Source organism: Dongia sp., from assembly GCF_041909655.1.
In the GTDB taxonomy this organism is placed as follows: domain Bacteria; phylum Pseudomonadota; class Alphaproteobacteria; order Dongiales; family Dongiaceae; genus Dongia.
Window position 1 is genome coordinate 100,847 of sequence record NZ_JAYRDA010000005.1, and the last position, 24,804, is coordinate 125,650.

Genomic DNA, 24,804 nt, shown 5'->3' on the forward strand with positions numbered 1-24,804 from the left:
CCGCCGGAATCTGGACGGTCTTGCGGATTATCGTGCAGTTCCTTTGAACCAGACAGTGTGATCGGGCGACGGATTGATAACGATGGCAGACGCAGCATGAGAGTGGACGCGGCCGGGAATACCCCGGACGGCAAGCTGCTGAGCGGCATTGCACGGGGCGACAAAACGGCGTTTACCGAGTTCTATCAGCGCCATAACCGGGCCTTGTTCGCGTTTCTGGTCAAACTGGTGCGCGAGCGCGAACTGGCCGAAGAAGTGCTGAGCGAGACGATGCTGGAGATCTGGCGCCAGGCGGGCCGTTTCGAGGGCAAGTCATCGGTTACGACCTGGCTGTTTTCGATCGGCCATCACAAAGCCGTCAGCCGGCTTCGCAAGAAGCGCGAAGTGGCCCTGGACGACGAGGTGGCGGCGAACATCGAAGACGGTTCACCGATGCCCGATGCCCTCGCCGCGGACCAGGACATGTCCCGATTGCTGCAGGGATTAATGGAACGGCTGTCGCTCGATCATCGCGAGATCCTGCAACTGGCCTATTTTCAAGAATTCTCGGTGCATGAAATCGCCGAGGTTCTGGATTTGCCGGAGAACACCGTAAAGACCCGCATGTTTTACGCCCGGCAGAAGCTGAAAAGCATGCTGGAAGCGTCGGGGGTAAAGGGAGCGATCGCATGAGCGCGCAGCAACAACATGACAAGCGCCCGATCAGCCTGGACGAGGCGGAAGAGATCCTGCCCTGGTATCTGACCGGGCGGACCAGCCGCGCAGAAACCGAAGCCATCGACAATCTGCTGAAGGAATCCGCAGAATTGCGCACTCAACTGGATTCGGTCCGGTTGCAGCGTCAGGCCATCGTCGATGGAACGCAAGAGGTGGGCGGGCCGTCAGCGGGCAATCTCACACGTTTGTTGCAGCAGATCGAAACCACCAAGCAACGCAAGCTCGTGACCAGCGACGAGCCAGGTACGCTCGGACGCTGGTTAGGGTCATGGCTCTCGCGGCCGGTGCTGCAATTTGCCTTGGCCGCGGCCTGTGTTGTCGTCGTGGTTCAAGGCACCCTTCTCTATCAGGCTGGAATCTTGCCATTCCTGCCGCAACCCGATGGCTCGCCCACCTATGCAACGGCGAGCAGCGAGACAGCTCCCATAGCAGAGGCTCTGGGGCCGGAACTCCTGGTCGCTTTCCGCCCGGAAGTCACCACGGCCCAATTGACGCAGATCCTGAACGAGTTGAATGCCGTCGTGGTGGACGGACCCAAACCGGGTTTCACATTCGTCTTGCGCCTGCAAGCCGCGCAGAGCGCCGACGAAGCCATCACCCGGCTCCAATCCCGTCCTGATCTGGTTGCGACCGCGCAGCGGCGCTAGAAGTCATGGCACGGGCCACGCTTCTCTATGCTGTCGGCACCATCCTCATGGCGCTGGCATTCGCACCGGAGGCCTTTGCCCAGTCGACGAGCGGTCCATTGGCTCCGTCAAACCCATCCGGCGGCGGCTCATCAACACCCACGGTTCCAGGTGGCCGCCCGGGCGATCTCGGCCCCAGCCCCTCAGTGCCGGATCTTTTCGGCGAGCCGGGGAAAGGATTTGACCGGCCAGGCCCTCAGAGTGATGGCGCCCCTGCAATTCCCAACGAAATATGCGTCATCTTTCCTCCGTCATCGACACCCGGCTTAGCGCAAGCCTTCGCCCAGGATCTCGATCTGGAAGTTGCCCGCGACTTCACCATGCAAGGCCTGGGCCTACGGGTCTATCTGATGCGCCTGGGAGATGGCGCAGAGCCCGATCAGGTATTCGAGGAAGCGGCCACCGACCAGCGCCCGCTTTGGGTGCAGCCGAACTATGTCTACCGAACCAGCGAAGATGGTGCTTCAGCGCAGAACAGCCAACAATATGCCTTGCACCAGATGCGGGCCGACATCGCTATGTCAAAGACAAGCGGCGGCGCGGGCATTCGTATAGCCCTGATCGATAGTGGCGTCGATCTCGGCCACGAAGCGCTGGCGGGCGCATCCATCGAAGGGATTGATGTGGTCGAGGAGGATAGCCAGCTGGATCCGGAAACTCACGGAACCGTGCTCGCGAGTATTCTGGTTGGCCAGGGCCCCCTCTTCGGAATAGCGCCAAAGGCGCATCTAATTGCCATTCGGGCCTTTCGCGAAGTCGACAAGAAGACTGGCGGCGCGGAGAGCACATCCTTCCTGCTGTCGCTCGCCATTGAAACGGCTATCCGGCAGCAGGCCCGCGTCATCAACTTGAGCTTGACCGGACCACAGGATCGTCTGGTGGCGCAGCTGGTGAATGCGGCCTTGATGAGCCGCGCCAATGTGGTGGCTGCCGCCGGAAATGGCGGCCCCAAAAGCCCCGCCGCCTATCCCGCCGCCCAGGATGGCGTCATTGCCGTCACGGCGACCGATATGCAGGACCGGATCTATGACCAGGCCAATCGTGGCGACTACATTTCGGTTGCAGCACCCGGCGTCGATATTCTGGGCGCGCGGCCGGGTGGTACTTACGATTTCTTCAGTGGCACGTCGATGGCGACCGGATATGCCAGCGGCCTTGCCGCTCTGTTGCTGTCAGCCCGGAGCGATCTCAACGTCGTCAAATTGCGCCAGACCATGGAGGTTTCGTCGGTCGACCTGGGGCCGCCGCAGCGGGACCCCCAATTCGGCGCCGGACGGATTGATGCCGCCTCGGCTCTGGAAGCTCTGCCCTGAACCGGAATTTAGCTCCGCACTGGCCTAGGAAGCATCGCTACCCTCGGCTAGATTGAACGTTGCATGCTCGACTCGCTCATCACCTACGCGACTGACAACTGGCAGATCCTTGCCCTATCCAGCGCCGCCATTTTCCTGGCGGCGATCGTCCGCGGTTTTTCGGGCTTCGGCTTTTCGCTGCTGAGCATCACCGCGATTTCCCTGATCCTGCCACCCCGGGAGATCGTGCCCTCGATCTTTCTGCTCGAGGTCGCGGCCTCGATCAATCTCATCCCCAGTATCTGGCGCGAGATCGACTGGCGTTCGATCCGCTGGCTGCTGCTGGGATATATCGTTGCCCTACCGTTCGGCGTCTACGCCCTGGCACGCTTTCCGGAACCGCCGATGCAGCTTGCGATGTCGCTCTTCGTGCTGGCTACGGCCTTGCTGATGCTGCGCGGATTCCGCCTGCAATCGACACCAGGTGCCGCTGCCACGACGGCGACCGGCGCTGCCTCGGGCGTGTTGAATGGCGCCTTCGGCATCGGAGGACCGCCGGTGGTCCTGTTCTATTTCTCGACGCCCGCGGTGGCCGCTGTCAGCAGGGCCTCGGTCATCGCCTTCTTCCTGTCGACCGATATCCTCGGCCTCGGCATGCTGAGCTATGAGGGCCTCGTAACCTCGCAAAGCTTCGCGCAGTTCATCGTCTGGCTACCGGCCTTGCTGGTCGGCGTCTGGGCCGGCGCCCATGGCTTCCATCGGATGAACCAGGCGACGTTTCGGCGCGCGGTCCTTGTCCTCCTCATGGCTCTAGCCGTGCTGACCTTGGGCAAGGCCCTCTTCGACCTCTCGCAGGCATAAAGAAAAAGGGCGGCTCCGAAGACCCGCCCTTCACTTATCTATATCCCGGCCGGTTAGGCGCCTTTCTGCGGGCGCATGTCCTTCTTGTCGATGCCGGCCACCACGACCGGTTTCTTCATGGCATCGCGGCGGAAGGGCTCCCCCAGCTCCTGATTGAGGATCACTTCAATGAAGGTGGTGACGCCCTTGGCTTGTGCCTTGCAGGATTCCTGCAACGCTGCCGTCAGCTCGGCCTGGGTTCGCGCCTGCACACCCTTGAGGCCGCACGCCTCGGCAATGCGGGCATAGCTCAATTCCGGGTCAAGCTCGGTGCCGACGAAATTATTATCGTACCAGAGCGTCGTGTTGCGCTTTTCCGCACCCCACTGGTAATTGCGGAAGATGACCATGGTGACACCCGGCCATTCCTTGCGGCCCACGGATGTCATTTCGTTCATGCTGATGCCGAAGGCACCGTCTCCCGCAAAGCCGACAACTGGCACATCCGGACAGCCGATCTTGGCGCCGACGATCGACGGAAAGCCATAACCGCAAGGCCCGAACAGACCGGGCGCCAGATATTTGCGGCCCTTCTCGAAGGTTGGATAGGCATTGCCGATGGCGCAATTGTTGCCGATGTCGGACGAGATGATGGCATCCTTCGGCAAGCCGGCCTGGATCGCGCGCCAAGCCATGCGCGGCGACATACGGTCGGCATCGCGGGTGCGGGCGTCCTTGTTCCAGCTTGTTCCGGGATCATCATCTTCGTGATCCATGCTGGACAAAGTTTGCAGCCAGGCAGATTTGGTCTGGTGAATGAGGGCCTTGCGCTCGGCCCGGCCATGATTGCCGGCCTCCGGCGACAATTGCGTCAGGATCTGCTGCGCCACCTGCTTGGCATCCCCGACAATGCCGACAGTGACCTTCTTGGTAAGGCCGATACGATCGGGATTGATGTCGACCTGGATGATGGTCGCGTTCTTCGGCCAGTAATCGATGCCATAGCCCGGCAGCGTCGAGAACGGATTGAGACGCGTGCCGAGAGCCAGCACTACGTCCGCTTTCGAGATAAGCTCCATCCCCGCTTTGGAGCCGTTATAGCCCAGGGGACCGGCATGAAGCGGATGCGATCCCGGGAAGCTGTCATTGTGCTGGTAGGACGAGCAGACAGGCGCATCGAGCCGTTCGGCCAGCGCCTGGCATTCCGGAATGGCGCCACCGATGACCACACCGGCACCAGAGAGGATAACGGGGAACTTTGCTTCAGACAGGACTTTGGCCGCCTTGGCGATCGCCTCGGCACCACCAGCCGGGCGCTCGAACTCGACGATCTGCGGCAACTCGATATCGACGATCTGGCAGAAGAGATCGCGCGGCACGTTGATCTGGGCAGGCGCCGAATTGCGCTTCGCCTTGGCGATGACGCGGTTGAGGACCTCGGCCATGCGGCTGGCGTCCCGCACTTCCTCCTGATAGCAGACCATATCCTTGAACAGCGCCATCTGTTCGACTTCCTGGAAACCGCCCTGCCCGATGGTCTTGTTGGCAGCCTGCGGGGTCACCAGCAGCATCGGCGTATGGTTCCAATAGGCCGTCTTGACGCAGGTCACGAAATTGGTGATGCCGGGACCGTTCTGGGCGATGCACATCGCCATCTTGCCGCTGGCGCGGGTATAGCCGTCAGCGATGTAGCCGCCGTTGCATTCATGCGCCACGTCCCAGAAGGTCATTCCCGCCTTCGGGAAGAGATCCGAAATCGGCATGAAGGCCGAGCCGATGATGCCAAAGACATGCTCGATGCCGTGCATCTGCATGACCTTTACGAAGGCCTCTTCCGTCGTCATTTTCATCTTGGCAGTTCCACTTCTGTTGGGCGCTGTCCGGCTTTATCTCCGGCCCTGGGCGCAGACTATTCCATCACGATAGGGAGGCAACTGGCTCCTTCATAGGTCCAGCCGCCAAGACCGCTTTGGGCCAGCATTCCGTCGGCAATCAGGCGGAATGCTTGCGGTGCTCGCGCACCGCCTCGGCCAGCAATCGGATGCCTGGCTCGATCCGCTCGGTAGGGATGGAGGAAACGCCGAGGCGGCAGAAATTGGCGGGGCCTGGCTGGTTAAGGAAATGGACCGCGCCCGGCTCGATCACAACACCTCGCTTCTCCGCCACTTTGGCGATGGCTGTCATATCGAGATCGCTCGGCCCGCGGATCCAGAGGGCCGTCCCGCCAGCGGTGAGATTGACGGCAAATTCGGGCAAGTGCCGGGCCAATGCCGTCACCGCCGCCGCCAGCCTCTCTCGATAGACACTGCACAGGCGCCGCAGCAGTGTATCGTGATGCCCGTCGGCCAGGAAAAGCGCGATGGTCCGCTGGTTGTTGGCAGCGGGATGCCGGATCATCAGGCGACGCAGCGCACGGAGTTCCGCAATCAGCGGACGGGGGGCCACCAGGAAGCCCATGCGCAGGCCCGGTGCCAAGGTCTTCGACAGGCTGGAAACGAAGATCACCCGCCCATGCCGGTCGAGTGATTTAAGCGCCGGTTGCGGACTGCCCTGATGGGTGAGTTCGCTTTCGTAATCATCCTCGATCAACACGAAATCGCGCTCGACCGCGCGCTCCAGCAAGGCCTGCCGCCGCTCCAGCGACATCGTCACCGTGGTCGGAAATTGATGGCTGGGCGTCACGTAGACATAGTCGCAGGCATTGAGCTCAGGCCCCAGGATCAGGCCATGATCGTCGACCGGGAGTGCACTGAGATGTCCGGCACTCAAAGCGGCGATGTTGCGCGCGTCGGTATAACCGGGATCCTCGATACCGAAAGTCGTCTTGTTGTCGAACAACAGGGTTGAGAGCAGATAGATCGCCTGCTGCGCGCCGACCGTCACTAGTATTTCATCGGCCGATACGCGCACACCGCGCCGGGGCAATAACCGCGTCCGGATCTGCTCGATCAACAGGGGATCGTCATCAGCGAAACGATCCTTGGCCCATTCCTTGACCGCATTGACGCTGAGCGCCTGGCGCGAACATTCCCGCCAGGCCGCCAGCGGAAACAGACTCTGATCGATCTGGCCGTAGATGAAGGGATAAGGGTAATCCTGCCAATTCGTCGGTTTGACAATGTTGCGCTGCTGCGTGGGCCGGCTTTTGAACCGCGTCACCCAATCCGGCTCTGCCAGATCCGGTTCAGCTGTCGCCTGACCAGCCCCCCCGTCTTTCGGTCGTGCGGTGACGACGTCCGGATTGACGAAGAAACCGCTACGTTCGCGCGCGATCAGAAAGCCTTCCTCGGTCAAGTCCTGATAGGCCAGCACCACCGTATTGCGCGCGATCTTAAGCGATTGCGCCAGCGCCCGGCAGGAAGGCAAAGGGCTGCCCGGTGGTATCTGCCCGTCCAGAATGGCCGATACCAGCATGCGCCGCAATTGCGCCTGCAGCGTCGTCGTCCGGTCCGGTTCCAGATGGAACAATATGGACTTGCTGTCGTGGCCCAATCCGGAGGTCCCTTCTCGACGCCGTTGTCAGTTCTAGGCTACGGCCGTTGCCTCGTTGCGCTCTGCAAGAATGGCCTGGCGCTGGGCATTTTCGGCACGATATTGCTCTCGCCGTTTGACGATCTCGTAGCAGATCGCACCGATGATCGAGACACCGATGATGATGACCGCCAAAGCCGAAAGTGCTGGTGTCGTGCCCTGACGCACCTCACCAGCGAGAACCGTGACCAGTGTCTTGTCGGCCAGGATGGCGAAAGTCGTCGTGTTGTAGTTTTCGAACGAAGTCAGGAACCCGATCACGATCGCCGACACCACCGCGGGCTTGAGGAACGGCAACAGGATGTGCCAGAAAACCTGCGGATAGGAAGCGCCGAGATCAAGGGCGGCCTCCTCTTGCGACCGGTCGAAACGGGTCAGGCGCGCCATGAAAATCAACAGGCAATAGGCCGAGACGAAACTGGCCTGGCCGAGGATCGTCAGGATGATGCCCTTGTAGAATAGCCCCCGTGTCACTTCGGTGACGCTCATGGCATCGCGCCAGAAGATCACGGTTGAAATACCGATGATGACACCCGGCGTGAGCAACGGCGATATGGTGATCAGGTAATAGAGGCTGCGGGCACGATGATAGATCTGGCTCATGATGATCGACGCGGCTAGGCCGACCGGCACCGAGATCGCCACGACACCGAGGCCGATGATGATCGAGTTCTTCAACCCGTCCATCATGTTGCGGTGATTCCAAAGCTTCACGAACCAATCGAGCGTGAAGGCTTCGAATGGATAGGCCTGCGGGTAATTCGGCGTATTGAACGCGGTTACACCCATCACGGCCAATGGCCCGAACAGATACCCGAAGAAGAGGAGGATGTAGAAGCCGATCATCCCCCGCATGATCATTCTCGAACTCATTTTATGGCCTCCCCAAGGGACACCTTGAAGAGCCGCAGCATACCCATGACCAGTGCGATGCAGACCACCAGCATGATGAAGGCATAGGCCGCACCGCGTGGCCAGTTGAAGCTCTGGAAGAAGAAATCATAGATGATTGCCGTGAACCAGAGCGTGCGCGGTCCGCCCAGGAATTGCGGCGCCGCCAGCGACCCCACCGACAGCATGAACACCATCGTGCAGCCGGAGGCGATACCGGGTTTGGCATAGGGGATAACGACGTCGAAATGGATACGCCACCAGGGCGCACCAAGATCCCGCGCTGCCTCGATCTGGTTCTTGTCCAGACTTTCGATCGCGTTATAAAGCGGAAACATCATGACCAGCAGGTAGGCATAGGAGAGGCCGACATAGAGGCCGGTATTGTTGCCGAGAAAATCGATCGGCATGTCGGTAATGCCCAACCCCATCAGCGCCTGGTTGATCAGGCCCTTGGAGGCCAGCAGGAGGCGCAGCGAAAAGGCGCGCAGAATTTCGTTGACCCAATAAGGCACGATCAGGCCCAGCATCAACAAGCGGACCTTCTGCGGCGTTCCCGCTTGCGCCATGTAATAGGCCAGCGGATAGCAGATGGCAAAATTGAGCGCTGTGACGGCAATCGAGGCGATGATCGAAAAGAGCAGCGCCCCCATATGCAACCAGTTCACCTTGTCGGCGATCGGGTTGATAAAGAAGGAGCCGTACTGGGCAATCGTCAGGACGTCTTCGGGACCGCCACGCTTCATCGGCGGCAGAGCCGGATGGAAACTCTCGACCACCATGTAGAGATAAGGCAAAGCAACCAGGAACAAGGTCCAGAACGCAACCAGCGCCACGAAAACGATCCCGAGTACGAGACCATTGCGCTCCAGGAAACCCTTGCGGGTCGGATCCGGTCGCCGCTTTGCCTCGCGCCGCGCCATCAGCCAGAAGATGGCTATGACGACGACCGGGATAAGGAAGACGAATGCGCGGCTACTCACGGGCAAGCATCCCTTCCGGCAGAACCAAGCCAAGATCGGCGTCGTAACTCACCTGCGCCGTTTCATGCGGTGAGGGAATGGATACGTTCGCGCCGCGGCCTACCGACACGGCGATGTCTTTCTTGCCAACACCCTCAAGATAGACGTGAGTCATGTTGCCTTCGAAAGCGACGTTGTTCACCGTCGACGTGAAGGTGGTATCCGCCGCCCCCTGGCCCAATCGTGCCGATTCCGGCCGCACAAACAAAATGGCGCTATCGCCAACCTTAAGTCCTTTTGGGTTCCGGCCTCGCAACTGCCCGACTTCTGTGTCCAGCAGCGCATAGCCGCTATCGGCCCGCGTCACCTTACCGACGAAAGGATTGTTCTCGCCGACGAAGGATGCAACGAAAGCCGTTGCCGGCTCGTCATAGACCGCCTTGCCGTCGCCAACTTGTTGAATGATTCCATCGCTCATGACGGCGATGCGATCCGACATGGTCAGCGCCTCGCCCTGGTCATGAGTGATGTAGATGAAGGTAATGCCGACCTTCTGCTGGATGCTGCGCAATTCCGCACGCATATGCTGGCGAAGCTTGAGATCGAGCGCCGAAAGCGGTTCATCAAGCAGGAGCACTTTTGGCTGCACGGCCAATGCTCGGGCGATCGCGACGCGCTGTTTCTGACCGCCGGAAAGCTCGCTCACCAATTTGTCGCCCTGCCCAGGCAACGCGATGAGTTCCAATAACTCGTCGGCCTTCTTCTTGCGCGCCGACTTGTCGATGCCACGGACCCGCAAGCCGTAGGTGATGTTCTCTGCCACGCTCATCAGCGGAAAGAGGGCCAGATTCTGGAAAATCAACGCCGTCGGCCGCTTGTTGGGGCCGATGCCGGACATGTCCTGTCCGCCGATCCTCACATTCCCTTCGGAAGGCTCCAGGAAGCCCGAAACGGTTCGCAAGATCGTGGTCTTGCCGCAACCGGAGGGACCAAGAAAGGAAAAGAATTCCCCGCCCTTGATGTCGAGTGTCGCATTATCGACAGCCGTAAATTCACCGAAGCGGACCGTTACACGGTCAAGCTCGACGCCCGCACTCATATGCCTGCCCTGTCTCTGTTTTTTGTTCTTTTGCAGTTGGGCCGAGTTTCATCCCAGGATCAAATGAGATCAAGCAGGATTGAACCCGGCCGAAATGAGTCAGCCCCGGCGAACCGGGGCTGACCATATCCAACCCGATTGGGCTTAGGCAGCCTGGAACTGCTGCACGTACTGGCTGCGGATTTCCGCGTACCAGCCCGGTTCGGCCGGCCAATGCCAGACCTTGCTGAGCGCGTCGCCCGGGAAGGCTTCCTGGAAGTTCTTCTTGTAGACGTCCGACGTGAACCCGTCGGCGCCGGTGACCACCGGGTTGTAGCCCGAGCCTTCGGCAACCTGGCCAGAGACTTCCGGGGTCATCAGATAATTGATGAACTCGTAGATCTGGTCGGTGTTCTTCGCGGCCTTCAGCATGGAAAGGCCGTCGAGCCAGGCAATCGCGCCTTCCTTCGGCGCGGTGTAGTTGACCGGCTTGCCTTCCTTCTTGAGCGAAAGCGCCGGACCATCCCAGGTCTGGCCGATCCACACGTCGTTCTCCATCAGACCGGATTTGGTGTTATCGGCTGAATCCCAGAACTGCTTCACGAAGGATTTGTTCTCGATCGCAAAGGCGAGGATCGGATCCCAGACCTTCTTGAAGTTTTCTTCGTCCTTGTAACCGTCGAGCATGCGGTTGGTCGGCATCTTGCCGGAACCATCCCACCACAAGCCAATACCGAGCAGGAAGGAATGGCCACGCCCCTGGGTATGGCCTTTCACGTCCTCATCCCACAGCGAGCCGAAGCTGAGATTGGCCACGTCACCCTTATAGAGATCGGTCCGGTAGGAGAGCGCCTCGGTGCCCCAGCAATGCGGCACGTAATAGAGGCCATCTTCCCAGGTCCACAGGCTGGTCGCACTTTCCAGCATCGACGGAATAAGGGCACCGGTGTTCGTCAGCTTGTTGGTATCGAACGGCGCCAACACCTGCAGATCCTGATATTGCGGTGCGCGGTTGCGAGTCGGTTGGCAAAGATCGAAACCTTCGCCGCCCGTCGCCTGCAGCTTGTTGATTTGCTCTTCGTTTTGCGAGAACGGGGTCTGGTTGACCTTGATGCCGGTCTTTGCTTCGAAATTCGGGATCACCGGATCCGGAAATTCATCCGACCACATCAGCAGATTCAACTCGCCCGACGACGAGAACGCATTCTTGGAAAACATCGGAGCCGCGAGGCCCACGGCGCCAACGGCAGCCGCCGATTTCAGCAGCAAACGACGATTCAAGCCCGCAGCTCGCATCGTCTGTTCTGCAGATGTCAAAGCCTTCTTAGTCATGATTGAGACTCTCCCTTATAGCGGTGGGCGGTATGCCGACCGCGACGTTAGTTCCCTGTTGGCATGACCCTCTATGGGGCTATTGCCCTTAATTTGACATGGTTGATTCTATTTCTGCATTTCGATTTCGGAAAGCAAATGTTTCTTGTCTCCGAAGTCCATAGGCGTGACCAGGGAATAAACTATTACGAAATTATCTTTCATCGAACACAACATTTTCGTCGAGCCACGGCATTCTACCGATGCATTACCCTTGATTTACTTGATGGAATTTTCCAATGCAATCCGGAGCTTCGCATAGTTGCGCCCGCATAACGGGCAGATGGCGTCTAATCATGCGCCAGTCCCATGACGCAAATGTGACACCCGCCTTGAGACGCCAAGCGCGTCAGCCAGTCAGATTGGGAAGATGGGGCCAGGCTGCGCCAGAGAGAATCAGAAACTGGGCGGAGAATTGGCGGTCACGACTTCGCATTCGTCGCTGCCGACATTGCGAAAGCGATGCGGGATGCGGCTGTCGAAGTAATAGGCATCACCCGATCCGAGCACTCGGATCTGATCGCCGACCGTCACTTCCAGCCGGCCGCGGATGATCACCCCCCCTTCCTCAGCCTCATGGCTGAGCATCTGGGCGCCGGTATCCGCACCCGGCTGATACCGTTCATGCATCAACTGGATCGCCTTGCCGGTCATGTCCTTGCCGACTTGGCGATAAGAAACCGGCCCACCGGCCAGTTCGACCAGTTCGGAATTGGCGAAGAAAATCTGCGGCCGCGGCTTCAGATCATCGGCAAAGAATTCAGCCAAGCTCATGGGAAAACCGTCCAGCAGCTTTTTGAGCATGCCGACCGAGGGCGAAGACCGATTCTGCTCGATCATCGAAATGATGGCATTCGAGACGCCGGCGCGCTTGGCCAATTCGCGTTGCGACATGCCGTGAGAATCCCGCAGGGCTTTCAGCCGGGCGCCTAGATCAAATCCCTCGGAAGTCTCGCTCATCGGCATCGCTTTCTGCTTAACACCTCACTGTCAGTGATCAGTATATTAATCACTTTATGTTGAATATCAACCGTTTTGCCCGGTATCTTTGTACCAATCTAATTGCATTGTCTGCCGCTTGTTTATTTTCTTAAGCGTGATAATGTCGCGGCATCCAACCACGCTTGAGGGTTTTCCCATGTCCAGCATCGCCGCCAAATCCTTCGAGGCGACTCAGTTCAAGCCGACTCCGAACAATCTCGAGGCCTTTTTCATGCCGTTCACGTCGAACCGGCATTTCAAGGCGAACCCGCGCCTCTTCGTGAAGGCGCAGGGCATGCATTTCACCAATATCGAGGGCAAGCAGGTCCTCGATGCGACCGCCGGCTTGTGGTGCGTCAATGCCGGCCACGGCCGCAAGGAAATCTCGGAAGCCGTCGCGCGACAGATCGAAGAGATGGATTATTCGCCGCCCTTCCAGATGGCGCATCCGGCAGCCTTCGAACTCGCCTCGCGCGTCGCAGCCTTGGCGCCGACTGGTCTCGATCACGTCTTTTTCACCAATTCCGGTTCTGAATCGGTTGATACGGCCCTCAAGATCGCGCTCGCCTACCAGCGCGCCAAGGGCCAGGGCACACGCACGCGCCTGATCGGCCGCGAGCGTGGCTATCACGGTGTCGGCTTCGGCGGCATTTCCGTGGGCGGCATGGTCAATAACCGCAAGTGGTTCGGCACCGCTCTGGGCGGCGTCGATCATCTGCCGCATACCTACAACCCAAAGGAAATGGCCTACAGCAAGGGCCAGCCGGGCTGGGGTGCACATCTCGCTGACGATCTCGAGCGTATCGTGGCATTGCATGATGCCAGCTCGATCGCTGCCGTCATCGTCGAGCCGGTCGCTGGCTCCACCGGCGTCCTCATTCCGCCCAAGGGCTATCTCGAAAAGCTGCGCGAGATCTGCACCAAGCATGGCATCGTTCTCATTTTCGACGAAGTCATCACCGGATTTGGCCGCCTCGGCACCAATTTCGGCGCCGACTATTTCGGCGTCACGCCGGACATGATCACCTGCGCCAAGGGCCTGACAAACGGCGCCATCCCGATGGGCGGCGTCATCGTCTCGAAGGACATCTACGACACCTTCATGTCGACCTCGGCCGAGAACGCGATTGAGCTCTTCCACGGTTACACCTATTCCGCCCACCCGGTTGCCTGTGCCGCCGGCCTTGCCGTGCTCGATGTCTATAAGAATGAAGGTCTGTTCGATCGCGTGAAAGAACTCACCCCCTATTGGGAAAACGCGATCCATAGCCTGAAGGGCACGCGCCATGTGATCGATCTGCGCAATATCGGTCTCATCGGTGCGGTGGAACTCGAATCCCGTCCCGGCAAGCCGGGTGCCCGCGCCATGGACGCGTTCCTCAAGGCCTATGAAAAGGGCATGCTGATCCGTGTCACCGGAGACATCATCGCCATGTCGCCACCGTTCATCGTTGAAAAAAGCCACATCGACCAGGCCGTCTCGATTCTTGCCGACGTTCTGAAGTCGATCGATTAACTGCCGCAAATGCGAACCGGCGGGCGCCAGGACAGCCCGCCGGTTCGTTGATCATTGGAGAAGAGCTATGCTTATCGGCGTTCCTAAGGAAATCAAAAACCACGAGTACCGCGTCGGCCTGGTACCGGCCAGCGTGCGCGAACTCGTTCATCATGGCCACAAGGTGATGGTGCAGACCGGTGCCGGCGAAGGTATCGGCCTGGATGACCGTGCCTACAAGGCCGCCGGCGCCGTCATCGCCAAGAGCGCCGAAGATGTCTTTGCCAAGGCCGAAATGGTCATCAAGGTGAAGGAACCGCAGCCCAAGGAGACCAAGATGCTCCGCAAGGGCCAGATCCTTTACACCTACCTGCATCTGGCACCGGATCCCGTACAGACCGAGGGTCTGATCAAATCGGGCTGTACCGCCATCGCCTATGAAACCATCACATCCCCGCGCGGCGGCCTGCCCTTGCTGGCGCCGATGTCGGAAGTTGCCGGCCGCATGTCGGTCCAGGTCGGCGCGCATTATCTCGAGAAGGCCCAGGGCGGTGCCGGCATTCTGCTGGGCGGCGTCCCCGGGGTAGCTCCGGCGAAGGTCGTCGTTATCGGCGGTGGTGTCTCCGGCACCAATGCGGTGCGCATGGCGATGGGCATGGAAGCCAATGTCACCGTGATCGACCGGTCGGTCGATCGCCTGCGCCAGATCGACGAGATGTTCGGCAGCAAGGTTTATACCTGCTACTCGACCCTGGATGCGATCGAAGAGCATGTGATCGGTGCCGATCTCGTCATCGGTGCCGTGCTGGTGCCGGGTGCTGCCGCGCCGAAGCTGGTCACCCGCAAGATGATCAAGCAAATGCGCCCCGGCTCGGTGCTGGTCGATATCGCGATCGATCAAGGCGGCTGCTTCGAAACCTCGAAGGCGACCACGCATGCCGATCCGGTTTATGTGGTGGACGGCATCATCCATTATTGCGTTGCCAACATGCCGGGCGGCCTCAGCCGCACCTCCACCTTCGCCCTCAACAACGCCACCCTGCCCTTTGCCCTGGCTCTGGCCGACAAAGGCGCCAAAAAGGCATTGGCCGACGATCCGCATCTCATGAACGGCCTCAACGTTCATGAGGGCAAGATCACCTATAAAGCGGTCGCGGATGACCTCAAGAAGAAGTACGTCCCCGCTGCGGAAGCGCTCGGCCTCTAAGTCACGCCGAGATAGGATTGCGAGACGGCGGGGCCATACGGTCCCGCCGTTTTTCTTTGTGCGCCGATTGCATTCGTTAATTCGTATGATGAGACGCTTTTGCCGTGCTTGCCGCGCATAGCGGCCCCGCTTGGACAAAATGCCGGCTTTCGGCTAGCTTTTGCGGGCATTGCCGACCTTTTGTGGTTGGCGACCAAGGTCATATCCGACCATCACATTTGACATATATGGTTCTTCATCATGAAGTATTTGGACGATTGGATCACGGAACGAAAGGTCGATGAGGTTGAATGCCTCATCCCTGACATGAACGGCATTCCTCGCGGCAAGATCCTGCCGGCGACGAAGTATGTGAAGGCCGTGCGCGATGACGGCCTGCGGCTGCCGAGCAGCGTCTTCCTGCAGACCGTCACCGGCGAATACCCGGATATGGACGAAGACGATGTCGGATCCTACCAGGATCCGGACGTCTATCTGCGTCCGGATCCCAACACCATCCGCATCGTGCCCTGGTATGCCGACCCGACGGCGCAGGTGATTCACGATTGCTTCGATTTCGAGGACAAGCCGGTCGAGCATGCCGCGCGCTATGTGCTGAAGCGTGTGCTCGAACTTTATGACGACAAGGGCTGGAAACCGGTCGTGGCACCGGAGCTGGAATTCTATCTGGTTCAGGTGAATACCGATCCGGATCTGCCTCTGCTGCCGCCCATTGGCAAGTCAGGCCGTGCCGAAACCGGCAGCCAGGCCTATGGCATCGATGCGGTCAATGACTTCGATCATATCTTCGAAGACGTCTACGATTACTGCGAACGCTCGGAGATCGACGTCGATACACTGGTCCATGAATCCGGATCGGCGCAGATGGAGATCAACTTCAATCACGGCAATCCCCTGGAACTCGCCGACCAGGCGTTCTTGTTCAAGCGCACCGTGCGCCACGCGGCAATGAAGCACGGGGTCTATGCGACCTTCATGTCGAAGCCGCTCGCCAACCAGCCCGGCAGTTCGATGCACATCCACCAATCGGTGGTGGAAAAGCGGAGCGGCAAGAACCTGTTCGCGGATTCGAAGGGTCGCGATACCGCCCTCTTCCGCGCCCATGTCGCGGGCTTGCAGCGTTATCTGCCTTACGTCATTCCGATGCTGGCGCCGAACGTCAATTCCTATCGCCGTCTGCGCCCGCAATTCGACGCACCGATCAACGTGCAATGGGGGGTCGACAACCGCTCCTGCGGCCTGCGCGTGCCGGTCTCCAGTGGTCCCGGCCGCCGCATCGAGAATCGCCTGGCCGGTGCCGATGCCAATCCTTATCTCGCCATGGCGGCTTCGCTGGTGGCAGGCTATCTCGGCATGACGGAACGTTTAAAGCCCACGAACCAGATCGAGGGCAGTGCCTATCGCATGGCACACACGCTGCCAAAGACAGCGCATGAGGCGCTGCACCGCTTCATGGGCTGCAAACCGATCCGGCCGCTTTTGGGCGAGAAGTTCATCAAGGCGCTCTGGATCGTGAAGATGGCCGAACTCGAGGCCTACCAGAACGTGATCAGCTCGTGGGAACGCGAGCATCTGCTGCTCAACGTCTGATGACGATGCGGCGGCCTTCCAACCTGCCGGCTGACACCGCCGCCTCACCCGAGGCGGCGGAAAGCCAGCGATCGCGCCGGATGGAGATATTGATTCTGACCGCGCGCGTCAATTTCAATCCCTGACGAAGCTGAGCATCGGCTTTCGCAACGATCTCAGACTCTCAGCACAAGGATTCAAGTTATGACCGCAGCTATCAAACGCAACAGCACCGCCGAATTGCAGGCCCTCGACCGGCAGCATCTGCATCCCTTCACCGACAATGCCGAGCTTGCCAAAATCGGCTCGCGCGTCATCGCCAAGGCCGAAGGCACCTATCTGTTCGATTCAGACGGCAACAAGATGCTCGACGCTTTCGCCGGCCTGTGGTGCGTCAATATCGGTTACGGCCGCAAATCCATGGCCCAGGTCGGCTATGACCAGCTGCTGGAACTGCCCTATTACAACACCTTCTTCAAGACCACGCATCCGCCTGTGGCCGAGCTCACCAAGCTGCTGGTCGACATGACGCCGAAGCAGTTCAATCACGTCTTCTATGGTCTCTCCGGGTCGGATGCCAACGACACCATCGTGCGCATGGTGCGGACCTATTGGAACCTCAAGAAGCAGCCGACCAAGAAGACCATCATCAGCCGCTGGAACGGCTATCACGGCTCGACCATGGTCGCAGCCTCGCTGGGCGGCATGAATTACATGCATGCGCTGGCGGATCTGCCCTTGCCGGGACATGCCCATATCCGCCAGCCCTATTGGTATGGCGATGGCGGCGACATGAGCCCCGACGAATTCGGCAAGGTCGCGGCGAAGGCCCTTGAGGACAAGATCCTGGAACTCGGCGCCGAAAACGTGGCTGCCTTCATCGGCGAACCGATCCAGGGTGCCGGCGGTGTCATTATTCCGCCAGCGACCTATTGGCCGGAGATCCAGAAGATCTGCAAGAAATACGATCTGCTGCTGATCGCGGACGAAGTCATCTGTGGTTTCGGCCGCACCGGCTACATGTTCGCCTCGGAATATTTCAACATCGAAGCCGATTTCATGACCTTGGCCAAGGGCCTCACCTCCGGCTACATGCCGCTTTCGGCGATCATGGTCGCCGACCGCGTCGCCGAAGTGCTGAATTCCTGCGGCGATTTCAACCACGGCTTCACCTATTCCGGCCATCCGGTTTCCTGCGCCGTCGCGATCGAGAACATCCGCATCATCCGCGAGGAGAAGCTGGTCGAGCGCGTGCATAGCGAAACCGGCCCCTATCTCGCCAAGCGGCTGGAAGAGTTCCGCGACCATCCGCTTGTGGGTGAAGTACGATCGCTGGGCTTCGTCGGCGCCATCGAGCTGGTCAAGGACAAGAAGGCACGCAAGACTTTCGAGCCGATCGGCCAGACCGGCACAATCTGCCGCGATCATTGCGTCAAAAACGGGCTGATCATGCGGGCGACGCGCGATACCATGCTGATGTCGCCCCCGCTGATGTGGACCAACGCGCATATCGACGAATTCATGAAGCTCGCCAAGGTTGCGCTGGATGCGACCGCCAAGGATGTCGGCGTGAAGTAATCGAGAGCGAAAATGGATGCGTTGAGGGACGGCTTTATGCCGTCCCTTTTCGTTTGGACTTCACCGCCTCGGCGATGCGATAGGCGCAGCACCGGTCGCCCCCCAGCATGTGCTGCGTGCGCGTGACGGAAACGTCGTCGCCCATCACCTGCTGGAAGAGTCGCAATTCGGTACCGCAGAGGCCGGAACAGGCTTTGGCGGCCTGGGCGATCGGGCAATGGTTTTCGATCATCAGCCAGGCACCGTCGGCATCATTCCGGCATTCGGCCATGTAGCCGTCGATGCGCCGGAGATCCGTGAGGCGCTTGACGCGCTCGGCAATGGAGCGTGCCCCGCCCAACGTCTCGCGGTAACGCTTCAATTGCTGCGCCTCGCGTGCCGCCAGAATGGCGGTGAGGCCGGCATCGCCTTGCGCCACGACGATCGCATTCAGCAATTCGCTGGCAAGATCACGGTGACGGTCGTCAAAATGAGCCTGTCCCTGCTCGCTCAAGGACCACAGGCGCTGCGGCCGTCCGACCCCTTGTCGGTGATCCTCGAAGGTGACCAGGCCAGCGGCACAGAGGCGGTTGAGATGCTGCCGGGCACCCACCGCCGTCATGCCCAAATGCTGGCCGATCCGCGCCGCCGTCAGCGGGCCATCGGATTTGAGCACTTCCAGAACGCGGGTCGGGCCGAAATCTGTCATCTGCGAATTATGGCGGAAACAATTTTAGAAAGCATTTACTTTTTTTATATCGCTACCTAGTCTCGTCCCATGTCAGCCACCGATACGCCTTCGGATGCGGTCGCCAGCGTCAGCAACGATTCCGCTCCTCGCCTGCTTCAGCGCGCCAATATCGCGCCGCTCGCCTTGGTCAATCTGGGTGTCGGTCTTCATGCTGTCATCTGGTATCTGGCCTCGACCGCCATGCCGACGGCAATCGGCGATGTCGGTGGCGCCGAATATCTCAGTTGGACCGGCAGCCTCTATCTGGTGACTACGATCCTCGGCGGTGCCGTCACGGCGATGCTGAAAGGCCGCTTCGGCGCCCGCGATGCGATGCTGGGCGCCGGAATCATTGTGGTGGTGGGCGGTTTCGTCCAAGCTGCGGCACCCGGCATCGCCCTCATCCTTCTTGGCCGGGCCATCCAGGGTCTGGGCGAAGGCGTTCTCATTGCACTCTCTTATGTTCTGACGCGCGAGCTGTTCGACAATCGCCTGGTACCAAGGGTCTTTGGCACATTGGCGGCGACCTGGGGCGGCGCGGTGTTCCTTGGCCCACTTATCGGCGGGGTGCTGACGGAAGCATTCTCCTGGCGCGCAGCTTTCCTCGGCTCGGCTCTGCTGCCCCTGCCGATGATGGCGCTCGCCTGGGCCATTCTGCGCGAGAAGCCGGAGCGCACGTTTACCGGCAAGCCACCCTTGCTGCGCGTTTTGCTGCTGGCGCTGGGCGTTGTCGGTATCGCTGCGGCGGACCGCTTCGGCAGCGTTATCCTGGGTATCGTGGCGGTCGTTTGCGGCATTGCCGCCGTAGCCATCGCTTTCAAAATCGACCGCCGTTCAGTCAACCACTTGATCACGACCGTCTTCCCCAGTTTGACGCATCGCGTATCGCGCGGCCTGTGGATTCTGGTCCTGATGCCAATGGGCGAGGCCGGTGTCTTCGTCTACACACCCTATATTCTGCAGCTTGACCGCGGCCTTTCCCCGACTTGGGCGGGGTATTTCGGCGCCATCCATGCGCTGACCTGGTCGCTCTCGGCGCTGGCCGTCGCACAATCCGGACCCCAATGGCACAGCCGATTTATCCTCGCCGGACCAGCGCTGCTTGCCGTCGGGTTGGCGATCCAGGCCGTCACCATGTCGGGGCAGTCCCTCATCTATGTGGCGATCGGCCTTGCCTTGGTCGGCATCGGGTTCGGGATCTCCCATTCCTTCATCAACCAGCGCCTGATGGCGGCGGCACCGGCCGGCGAAGAAGATGCCACGGCGACCGCCATTCCAACCCTGGAATGCCTGGGGGCTGCGATCGGCGCGGCCCTTGCGGGAATTGCCGGCAATGCCGCCGGCTTCGCCGGACCTCTGGATGGCGCAATCGTCGCCCGGGGCGCGCTCCTGGTTTTCGGCGTCGGGGCCCTGATCGCCCTCGCCGCCACGCTTATGGCCGCTGGGTTTCTGCGGGCGAGCCGAGCAGCTCGAGTGGCGCCGGCGGAATAGTTTTTGTCGATCCCGATGTTTTATTAATTCGACTTTCTAAATACCTTTCGCCCGGGCAATCTGTCTCGCATGATGATTTCATGAGGGAATCGCCATGGAAGGAACATATTTAATGACCGACGTTTTGGCCGGTAGCGCCAAAAAACCCCATCCCGGAAAGGAAGCGGCCAGTGTCAGTGCCGAAGCCTTCGTGGGCGCCATGCGCGTGCAGGCGACGGCGGTCAATGTCGTGACCTCGGACGGCCTCGCCGGCAAAGTCGGCGTTACGGTCAGCGCCATGTCGTCGGTTTCCGCCGAGCCGCCACTGATCCTGGCCTGCGTCAATCGCCGCAGCCCCTGCGTCACCACCATCCGGGACAATGGCGTTTTTTGCATCAATGCCCTCTCCGTGGAACAGAGCCACCTTGCCGACACCTTTGCCGGTCGGCCGGCCAATGGTGTTCCGTTCGACTTCAGTGCGGCCGGCTGGACCACGCTGGGAACAGGGTCCCCGGTCCTCGTCGATGCGGTCGCCAATCTCGATTGCGTCATTCATGAAATCGTCGAGGCCGGCTCCCACACGATCTTCATCGGTCGTGTCGTCGGTGCACTCCATCGCGATGTGAAGCCGCTGGTCTATTGCGACCGCACCTATGGGGCCCCAGGCCCGCTGATCGAGTGACACCCAAATTCCTCAATGCAATCCTGCCATGATCGTCGCCTCGATCACGGATCTCAGGGCAGCCTTGCCGACCAATCACCGCCTGTTCGGACTGGATCTCGGCGAAAAGACCATCGGCATCGCGGTGGGCGATCCGGGACACCGCATCGCAACGCCGGTAACGACGATCCGCCGCAGCAAATTCGGCGAAGATGCAAAAAAACTCCTGACATTGATCGATGAGCGCCAGGTCGGCGGCCTCGTGATCGGCCTGCCGCTCAATATGGACGGCAGCGAGGGACCACGGTGCCAATCGGTGCGGCAATTCGCCAACAACCTGGCCAAACTGCGCGACCTGCCCATGACCTTCTGGGACGAGCGCCTCTCGACCGTCGCCGTTACGCGCGACATGCTGACGGCGGATCTCAGCCGCGCCAAACGCGCCAAAGTCGTCGACCAATCGGCTGCGGCCTTCATCCTGCAGGGCGCTTTCGACCGGCTCAATCGCGGCCAGCCTTAGCCCACCGAATCCGGCTTGCTTTTGCCTGGCCATCCCTCGACATTGGCCCTAACACCAGTACCGAGGAACACCATGTCAGGACCGCTCGCGGGCATCCGCGTTTTCGATCTCAGCCGCATTCTGGCTGGCCCTACCGCCACGCAATTGCTGGGCGATCTCGGCGCCGACATCATCAAGATCGAGCGGCCTGGTGCCGGCGATGACACGCGGAAATGGGGCCCGCCCTTCGTCAAGGATGCCAGCGGGAAGGATACCAGCGAGAGCGGTTATTACCTCTCAATCAATCGCAACAAGCGCTCGGTGACGCTGGATGTTGCGACACCGGAAGGGCAGGAGATCGCCAAGAGGTTGATCGCGCGTTGCGACATCTTCGTCGAGAATTTCAAAGTCGGCGACATGGCCCGCTATGGTCTCGCCTACGAGCAGATCAAATCCGACTACCCGCGCCTGATCTATTGCTCGATCACCGGCTTCGGCCAAACCGGCCCCTATGCCAAACTCGCAGGCTACGACTTCCTCGCGCAAGGTATGGGTGGGATTATGAGTGTCACCGGCGATCCCGATGGGCAACCGACCAAGGTCGGCGTGGCCATTACCGACATCGTCTGCGGCATCTATTCGACGGTTGCCATCCTCGCGGCGCTGCATCATCGCCAGATATCGGGCCGCGGGCAGTTCTGCGACATGAGCCTCCTGGATTCCCAGGTGGGCTATCTCGCCAATATCGGCCTTCATTATCTGACCTCGGGCGAGGTGCCGAAGCGGCTCGGTAACGAGCATCCCAACATCGTCCCCTATTCCGTGGTGCGCTGCTCGGACGGTTTTTTCATTCTGGCCGTCGGCAATGACAGCCAGTTTGAGAAGTTCTGCCAATTCGCCGGCGTGCCCGACTGGGCCAAGGACGAACGCTTCATCACCAATCCGGCGCGCGTCCGCAACCGCCAGCTCATCTACCAGATGATCAACGACCTCACCGGCCAGAAGCCGCAGCAATACTGGATCGATGGCCTAGGAGCACTCGGCGTGCCGGTAGGCCCCGTCAACAATATCGACCAGGTGTTCAAGGATCCTCAGGTTCTCGCGCGCGAAATGAAAATCTCGATGCCGCATCCGGCGGCAGGATCGGGCCACGTGGATCTCATCGGCAGCCCGATCAAGCTCTCGGAAACACCGGTCGATTACCGCCTCGCCCCGCCAATCTGCGGCCAGCACACCGACGAGGTCTTGCGGGAATTGCTATCGATGGGGGATGATGAGATCCGGACGCTCAGAGAAAAAAAGGTCATCTAGCAGAATATCCCACGTCAATTCTCGCACTCGATGTAGTCGAACAGCTTGCACTTGTTCTTCGTGCATTGTTCGCCAGACAAAGTTTCGGCAACTTCCTTCTTTGAATCGACATCGTACTTATCTGCCTCCGCCCAACCCTGGCTGCGGCAGAATGCGTCCGCGGCCGGACGCCCGCATTCGTTGCCGTCCAACGTCGTACAGGCATGGAGCCGCAGGCCATTCGGCCCCATCGGTTTCTTGAAACGGCTCGAACCTTGGCTCGTTGGCTCCGCCGCCGGCACCATTGGCGCACCCGGTTCGGGCGCAACCGCCGCCGCGCCATCATCCGTGGGCATGGTGGCGGAAAGCGGCTCGACGGCGCATGTCTCGCAAGGTCGCGGAAAGACATGCAGCTTGTTTCCAGCAATGGCGTAGACGTCGCCACGTGGCCCGATCGCGGGCGGGGAAACGCCACCACCGCGCCAGGCGAGCTTGGCCAGCCTGACCATGGTCGCCGCATCATAGGTATAGAGCGCGCTGGCGGTGGAGATGAAAAAGTGCGAGCGCGAGACGGCAGGAGGGACTATCGAGGCACCCGGAAACTCGTCGCCGGCGCCGACGGCCTCACCCTGCAGAATATTGAATCCCCTCCAGCCGACGGCAACAACCGTCTGGCCGTCCGGCAGGCGCGCCAGATTGGCGCCACCGACACCCTCAATGAACACGCGGCGCTTGATGTCCTGACCGCGAAATCCAACCACCCTGGGATGACCACCGACGAGTGTCCGGGTGTCAGGCAGAATCAGTGGCGGCGCAGTCAGCGTCCAGTTCGGGTCATGCGATCGCATTCTTTCGACCAACCCGCCCTGGGGAGAGAAGGTGAATCCGACGATGTCGTGGCGCTGATCCGCGACGATGATCCAGGGCGTGCCGCCACCGGGAAAGCGATAGATGGCCGCACCGGGCAAAGGTAACGTTGCTCCTTCCGGCAACCGATCCTCGGGATTGATGGTGGTTGTCACGCCCTGCCCCTGAAAGCCTGGCAACGGAATGAAACAGAACAACACGTCGTCGCCGCAGGAGCCGGTGACATCGCCTTGGTGGAAATTTGTCACCAGGATATCGTCGAGAACTCCTGGGCCTTCCGTGGAAAAGGCGACCAGGCGCACCTCGCGCGAAAGGCCGACGCGGTTCACATAGACGGTTGGCACCATCACCACTTCCAAACCGCCAAAGCTCCAGATGGCGGGTGGCGCCGTCGTGCCACCACGCCCGTTTGAGATTGGCAGCGCCGCGCTTGGCTCCGGAAACGGCACGTTCCACGCGTAACCGCCACCGGGAAGGAATTTGTGCAGCGTGGAATCCGGCCGCGTGAAGGGCGGCGTCACCCGATCATCCGTGAATGCCGCCACGCCTATGACATAGATGGATCCGTCCGCGCCTATTGCCGGCGCGGCGAGAATTTCCTGACCAGGCGGCAATTGGCGGCTCCAGGCCGGGTTCCCATCTGCGTGGAAGGCGAACAGGGTTCCTTGCCGGTTGCCGACATAGACGGTGCCGTCCTGTCCAATCACCGGGCCGGCGCCAAATGCAATCGTCTCCAGCCCGGCACTTGATCTCGCAATTTTAATCGCGGGAGCGGTGACGACATCGGCAAAGCCGCTATTGGAGCCGTCAGCATGGGCGCGGAGCCAAGCATCTGGCACGGGATCCGGCTTCAGGCCCTTGGCGGCCGCAGGCTCGGCCCAAGTCAGGCCGGCAAGAATGATGCAGATAAAATGCAAGCGCAGCATGGGCGACCTCATCCTGGCACATGTTCGCACCCGTCCAATTGCCAGGTACGGTCGCATAGTCAGCCGCGCGAGGCGGCCGTCCCGACCACTGCACACGATGAGGAAACAAAGGCGGAAAACTGCTCTTCGTGCAGAGCGTTAGCAAATGTCCAACCTCGATATCGCTAACAGACCCGAAGATGTC

General features: G+C 60.3%; 21 protein-coding genes. 12 read left to right on the forward strand and 9 right to left on the reverse strand.

Annotated elements, in window-relative coordinates; all coding sequences use genetic code 11:
- Positions 1-57: 57 nt before the first annotated feature.
- The 4 genes from ACE3PR_RS11620 to ACE3PR_RS11635 all read left to right on the forward strand — a co-directional run bounded on the left by ACE3PR_RS11620 (position 58) and on the right by ACE3PR_RS11635 (position 3,556).
- Positions 58-672 (forward strand): sigma-70 family RNA polymerase sigma factor, encoded by a 615-nt coding sequence (locus ACE3PR_RS11620; RefSeq protein WP_374371902.1) that lies wholly within the window; start codon positions 58-60, stop codon positions 670-672.
- The gene (locus tag ACE3PR_RS11625) at positions 669-1,364 is read left to right on the forward strand and encodes a hypothetical protein (RefSeq protein WP_374371904.1); all 696 of its coding nucleotides are present in this window, start codon (positions 669-671) and stop codon (positions 1,362-1,364) included. The genes ACE3PR_RS11620 and ACE3PR_RS11625 overlap by 4 nt, the downstream gene beginning before the upstream one ends.
- Before the next feature lie 5 nt (positions 1,365-1,369).
- Entirely contained in the window at positions 1,370-2,716 is a 1,347-nt protein-coding gene (locus tag ACE3PR_RS11630) for a S8 family serine peptidase (RefSeq protein WP_374371906.1), read from the forward strand.
- 63 nt (positions 2,717-2,779) lie between these two features.
- Positions 2,780-3,556 carry a sulfite exporter TauE/SafE family protein gene (locus ACE3PR_RS11635; RefSeq protein ID WP_374371908.1) on the forward strand — a complete coding sequence of 259 codons (777 nt, stop codon included), beginning with the start codon at positions 2,780-2,782 and terminating at the stop codon, positions 3,554-3,556.
- Positions 3,557-3,609: 53 nt separating this feature from the next.
- Here ACE3PR_RS11635 and xsc read toward each other — a convergent pair whose 3' ends face one another.
- The 7 genes from xsc to ACE3PR_RS11670 all read right to left on the reverse strand — a co-directional run bounded on the left by xsc (position 3,610) and on the right by ACE3PR_RS11670 (position 12,328).
- Positions 3,610-5,385 (reverse strand): sulfoacetaldehyde acetyltransferase, encoded by a 1,776-nt coding sequence (xsc, locus tag ACE3PR_RS11640; RefSeq protein WP_374371910.1) that lies wholly within the window; start codon positions 5,383-5,385, stop codon positions 3,610-3,612.
- 142 nt (positions 5,386-5,527) lie between these two features.
- Positions 5,528-7,003 (reverse strand): PLP-dependent aminotransferase family protein, encoded by a 1,476-nt coding sequence (locus tag ACE3PR_RS11645; protein WP_374371912.1) that lies wholly within the window; start codon positions 7,001-7,003, stop codon positions 5,528-5,530.
- A 57-nt stretch (positions 7,004-7,060) separates the two neighbouring features.
- A complete protein-coding gene (locus ACE3PR_RS11650; RefSeq protein ID WP_374371914.1) occupies positions 7,061-7,939 on the reverse strand; it encodes an ABC transporter permease in 879 nt (292 codons plus the stop codon).
- Positions 7,936-8,940, reverse strand: a complete 1,005-nt coding sequence (locus tag ACE3PR_RS11655; protein WP_374371916.1) for an ABC transporter permease — start codon at positions 8,938-8,940, stop codon at positions 7,936-7,938. Before ACE3PR_RS11655 ends, ACE3PR_RS11650 begins: the two co-directional genes overlap by 4 nt.
- Positions 8,933-10,018 (reverse strand): ABC transporter ATP-binding protein, encoded by a 1,086-nt coding sequence (locus ACE3PR_RS11660; protein WP_374371918.1) that lies wholly within the window; start codon positions 10,016-10,018, stop codon positions 8,933-8,935. The genes ACE3PR_RS11655 and ACE3PR_RS11660 overlap by 8 nt, the downstream gene beginning before the upstream one ends.
- Positions 10,019-10,162: 144 nt before the next feature.
- Positions 10,163-11,278: an extracellular solute-binding protein gene (locus ACE3PR_RS11665; protein ID WP_374371920.1), complete on the reverse strand. Its 1,116-nt coding sequence runs from the start codon at positions 11,276-11,278 to the stop codon at positions 10,163-10,165.
- 486 nt (positions 11,279-11,764) lie between these two features.
- Positions 11,765-12,328, reverse strand: coding sequence for a cupin domain-containing protein (locus tag ACE3PR_RS11670; protein WP_374371922.1), 564 nt, complete (start codon positions 12,326-12,328; stop codon positions 11,765-11,767).
- Positions 12,329-12,506: 178 nt separating this feature from the next.
- Between ACE3PR_RS11670 and ACE3PR_RS11675 the strand changes: the two genes are divergently transcribed.
- The 4 genes from ACE3PR_RS11675 to ACE3PR_RS11690 all read left to right on the forward strand — a co-directional run bounded on the left by ACE3PR_RS11675 (position 12,507) and on the right by ACE3PR_RS11690 (position 18,198).
- Entirely contained in the window at positions 12,507-13,865 is a 1,359-nt protein-coding gene (locus ACE3PR_RS11675; RefSeq protein ID WP_374371924.1) for an aspartate aminotransferase family protein, read from the forward strand.
- Between the two features lie 67 nt (positions 13,866-13,932).
- Entirely contained in the window at positions 13,933-15,051 is a 1,119-nt protein-coding gene (ald, locus tag ACE3PR_RS11680) for an alanine dehydrogenase (RefSeq protein WP_374371927.1), read from the forward strand.
- Positions 15,052-15,291: 240 nt separating this feature from the next.
- Positions 15,292-16,641 (forward strand): glutamine synthetase family protein, encoded by a 1,350-nt coding sequence (locus ACE3PR_RS11685; protein WP_374371929.1) that lies wholly within the window; start codon positions 15,292-15,294, stop codon positions 16,639-16,641.
- A gap of 183 nt (positions 16,642-16,824) precedes the next feature.
- Complete coding sequence (locus tag ACE3PR_RS11690) at positions 16,825-18,198, forward strand: aspartate aminotransferase family protein (RefSeq protein ID WP_374371931.1); 1,374 nt, start codon at positions 16,825-16,827, stop codon at positions 18,196-18,198.
- A 34-nt stretch (positions 18,199-18,232) separates the two neighbouring features.
- Here the strand turns inward: ACE3PR_RS11690 and ACE3PR_RS11695 are convergent, their stop codons facing one another.
- Entirely contained in the window at positions 18,233-18,886 is a 654-nt protein-coding gene (locus tag ACE3PR_RS11695) for a helix-turn-helix transcriptional regulator (RefSeq protein WP_374371933.1), read from the reverse strand.
- Between the two features lie 69 nt (positions 18,887-18,955).
- Here ACE3PR_RS11695 and ACE3PR_RS11700 point away from each other — a divergent pair, with 69 nt between their 5' ends.
- The 4 genes from ACE3PR_RS11700 to ACE3PR_RS11715 all read left to right on the forward strand — a co-directional run bounded on the left by ACE3PR_RS11700 (position 18,956) and on the right by ACE3PR_RS11715 (position 22,848).
- Positions 18,956-20,398, forward strand: a complete 1,443-nt coding sequence (locus ACE3PR_RS11700) for an MFS transporter (protein ID WP_374371935.1) — start codon at positions 18,956-18,958, stop codon at positions 20,396-20,398.
- Between the two features lie 112 nt (positions 20,399-20,510).
- Entirely contained in the window at positions 20,511-21,059 is a 549-nt protein-coding gene (locus ACE3PR_RS11705; RefSeq protein ID WP_374371937.1) for a flavin reductase family protein, read from the forward strand.
- 28 nt (positions 21,060-21,087) lie between these two features.
- On the forward strand, positions 21,088-21,558 hold the full coding sequence (gene ruvX / locus ACE3PR_RS11710) for a Holliday junction resolvase RuvX (RefSeq protein ID WP_374371939.1): 471 nt from the start codon (positions 21,088-21,090) through the stop codon (positions 21,556-21,558).
- A 72-nt stretch (positions 21,559-21,630) separates the two neighbouring features.
- On the forward strand, positions 21,631-22,848 hold the full coding sequence (locus ACE3PR_RS11715) for a CaiB/BaiF CoA transferase family protein (RefSeq protein WP_374371942.1): 1,218 nt from the start codon (positions 21,631-21,633) through the stop codon (positions 22,846-22,848).
- A gap of 14 nt (positions 22,849-22,862) precedes the next feature.
- On the opposite strand, the gene ACE3PR_RS11720 is transcribed toward ACE3PR_RS11715, so the two are convergent.
- Positions 22,863-24,620 carry a hypothetical protein gene (locus ACE3PR_RS11720; RefSeq protein ID WP_374371945.1) on the reverse strand — a complete coding sequence of 586 codons (1,758 nt, stop codon included), beginning with the start codon at positions 24,618-24,620 and terminating at the stop codon, positions 22,863-22,865.
- Positions 24,621-24,804 lie beyond the last annotated feature (184 nt).

Coding starts and splice junctions, on each gene's coding strand:
- ACE3PR_RS11625 (WP_374371904.1), top strand. CDS start 669: ATGAGCGCGCAGCAACAACATGACAAGCGCCCGATCAGCCTGGACGAG.
- ACE3PR_RS11630 (WP_374371906.1), top strand. CDS start 1,370: ATGGCACGGGCCACGCTTCTCTATGCTGTCGGCACCATCCTCATGGCG.
- ACE3PR_RS11635 (WP_374371908.1), top strand. CDS start 2,780: ATGCTCGACTCGCTCATCACCTACGCGACTGACAACTGGCAGATCCTT.
- xsc (WP_374371910.1), bottom strand. CDS start 5,385: ATGAAAATGACGACGGAAGAGGCCTTCGTAAAGGTCATGCAGATGCAC.
- ACE3PR_RS11650 (WP_374371914.1), bottom strand. CDS start 7,939: ATGAGTTCGAGAATGATCATGCGGGGGATGATCGGCTTCTACATCCTC.
- ACE3PR_RS11660 (WP_374371918.1), bottom strand. CDS start 10,018: ATGAGTGCGGGCGTCGAGCTTGACCGTGTAACGGTCCGCTTCGGTGAA.
- ACE3PR_RS11670 (WP_374371922.1), bottom strand. CDS start 12,328: ATGAGCGAGACTTCCGAGGGATTTGATCTAGGCGCCCGGCTGAAAGCC.
- ACE3PR_RS11675 (WP_374371924.1), top strand. CDS start 12,507: ATGTCCAGCATCGCCGCCAAATCCTTCGAGGCGACTCAGTTCAAGCCG.
- ald (WP_374371927.1), top strand. CDS start 13,933: ATGCTTATCGGCGTTCCTAAGGAAATCAAAAACCACGAGTACCGCGTC.
- ACE3PR_RS11685 (WP_374371929.1), top strand. CDS start 15,292: ATGAAGTATTTGGACGATTGGATCACGGAACGAAAGGTCGATGAGGTT.
- ACE3PR_RS11690 (WP_374371931.1), top strand. CDS start 16,825: ATGACCGCAGCTATCAAACGCAACAGCACCGCCGAATTGCAGGCCCTC.
- ACE3PR_RS11695 (WP_374371933.1), bottom strand. CDS start 18,886: ATGACAGATTTCGGCCCGACCCGCGTTCTGGAAGTGCTCAAATCCGAT.
- ACE3PR_RS11700 (WP_374371935.1), top strand. CDS start 18,956: ATGTCAGCCACCGATACGCCTTCGGATGCGGTCGCCAGCGTCAGCAAC.
- ACE3PR_RS11705 (WP_374371937.1), top strand. CDS start 20,511: ATGACCGACGTTTTGGCCGGTAGCGCCAAAAAACCCCATCCCGGAAAG.
- ruvX (WP_374371939.1), top strand. CDS start 21,088: ATGATCGTCGCCTCGATCACGGATCTCAGGGCAGCCTTGCCGACCAAT.
- ACE3PR_RS11715 (WP_374371942.1), top strand. CDS start 21,631: ATGTCAGGACCGCTCGCGGGCATCCGCGTTTTCGATCTCAGCCGCATT.
- ACE3PR_RS11720 (WP_374371945.1), bottom strand. CDS start 24,620: ATGCTGCGCTTGCATTTTATCTGCATCATTCTTGCCGGCCTGACTTGG.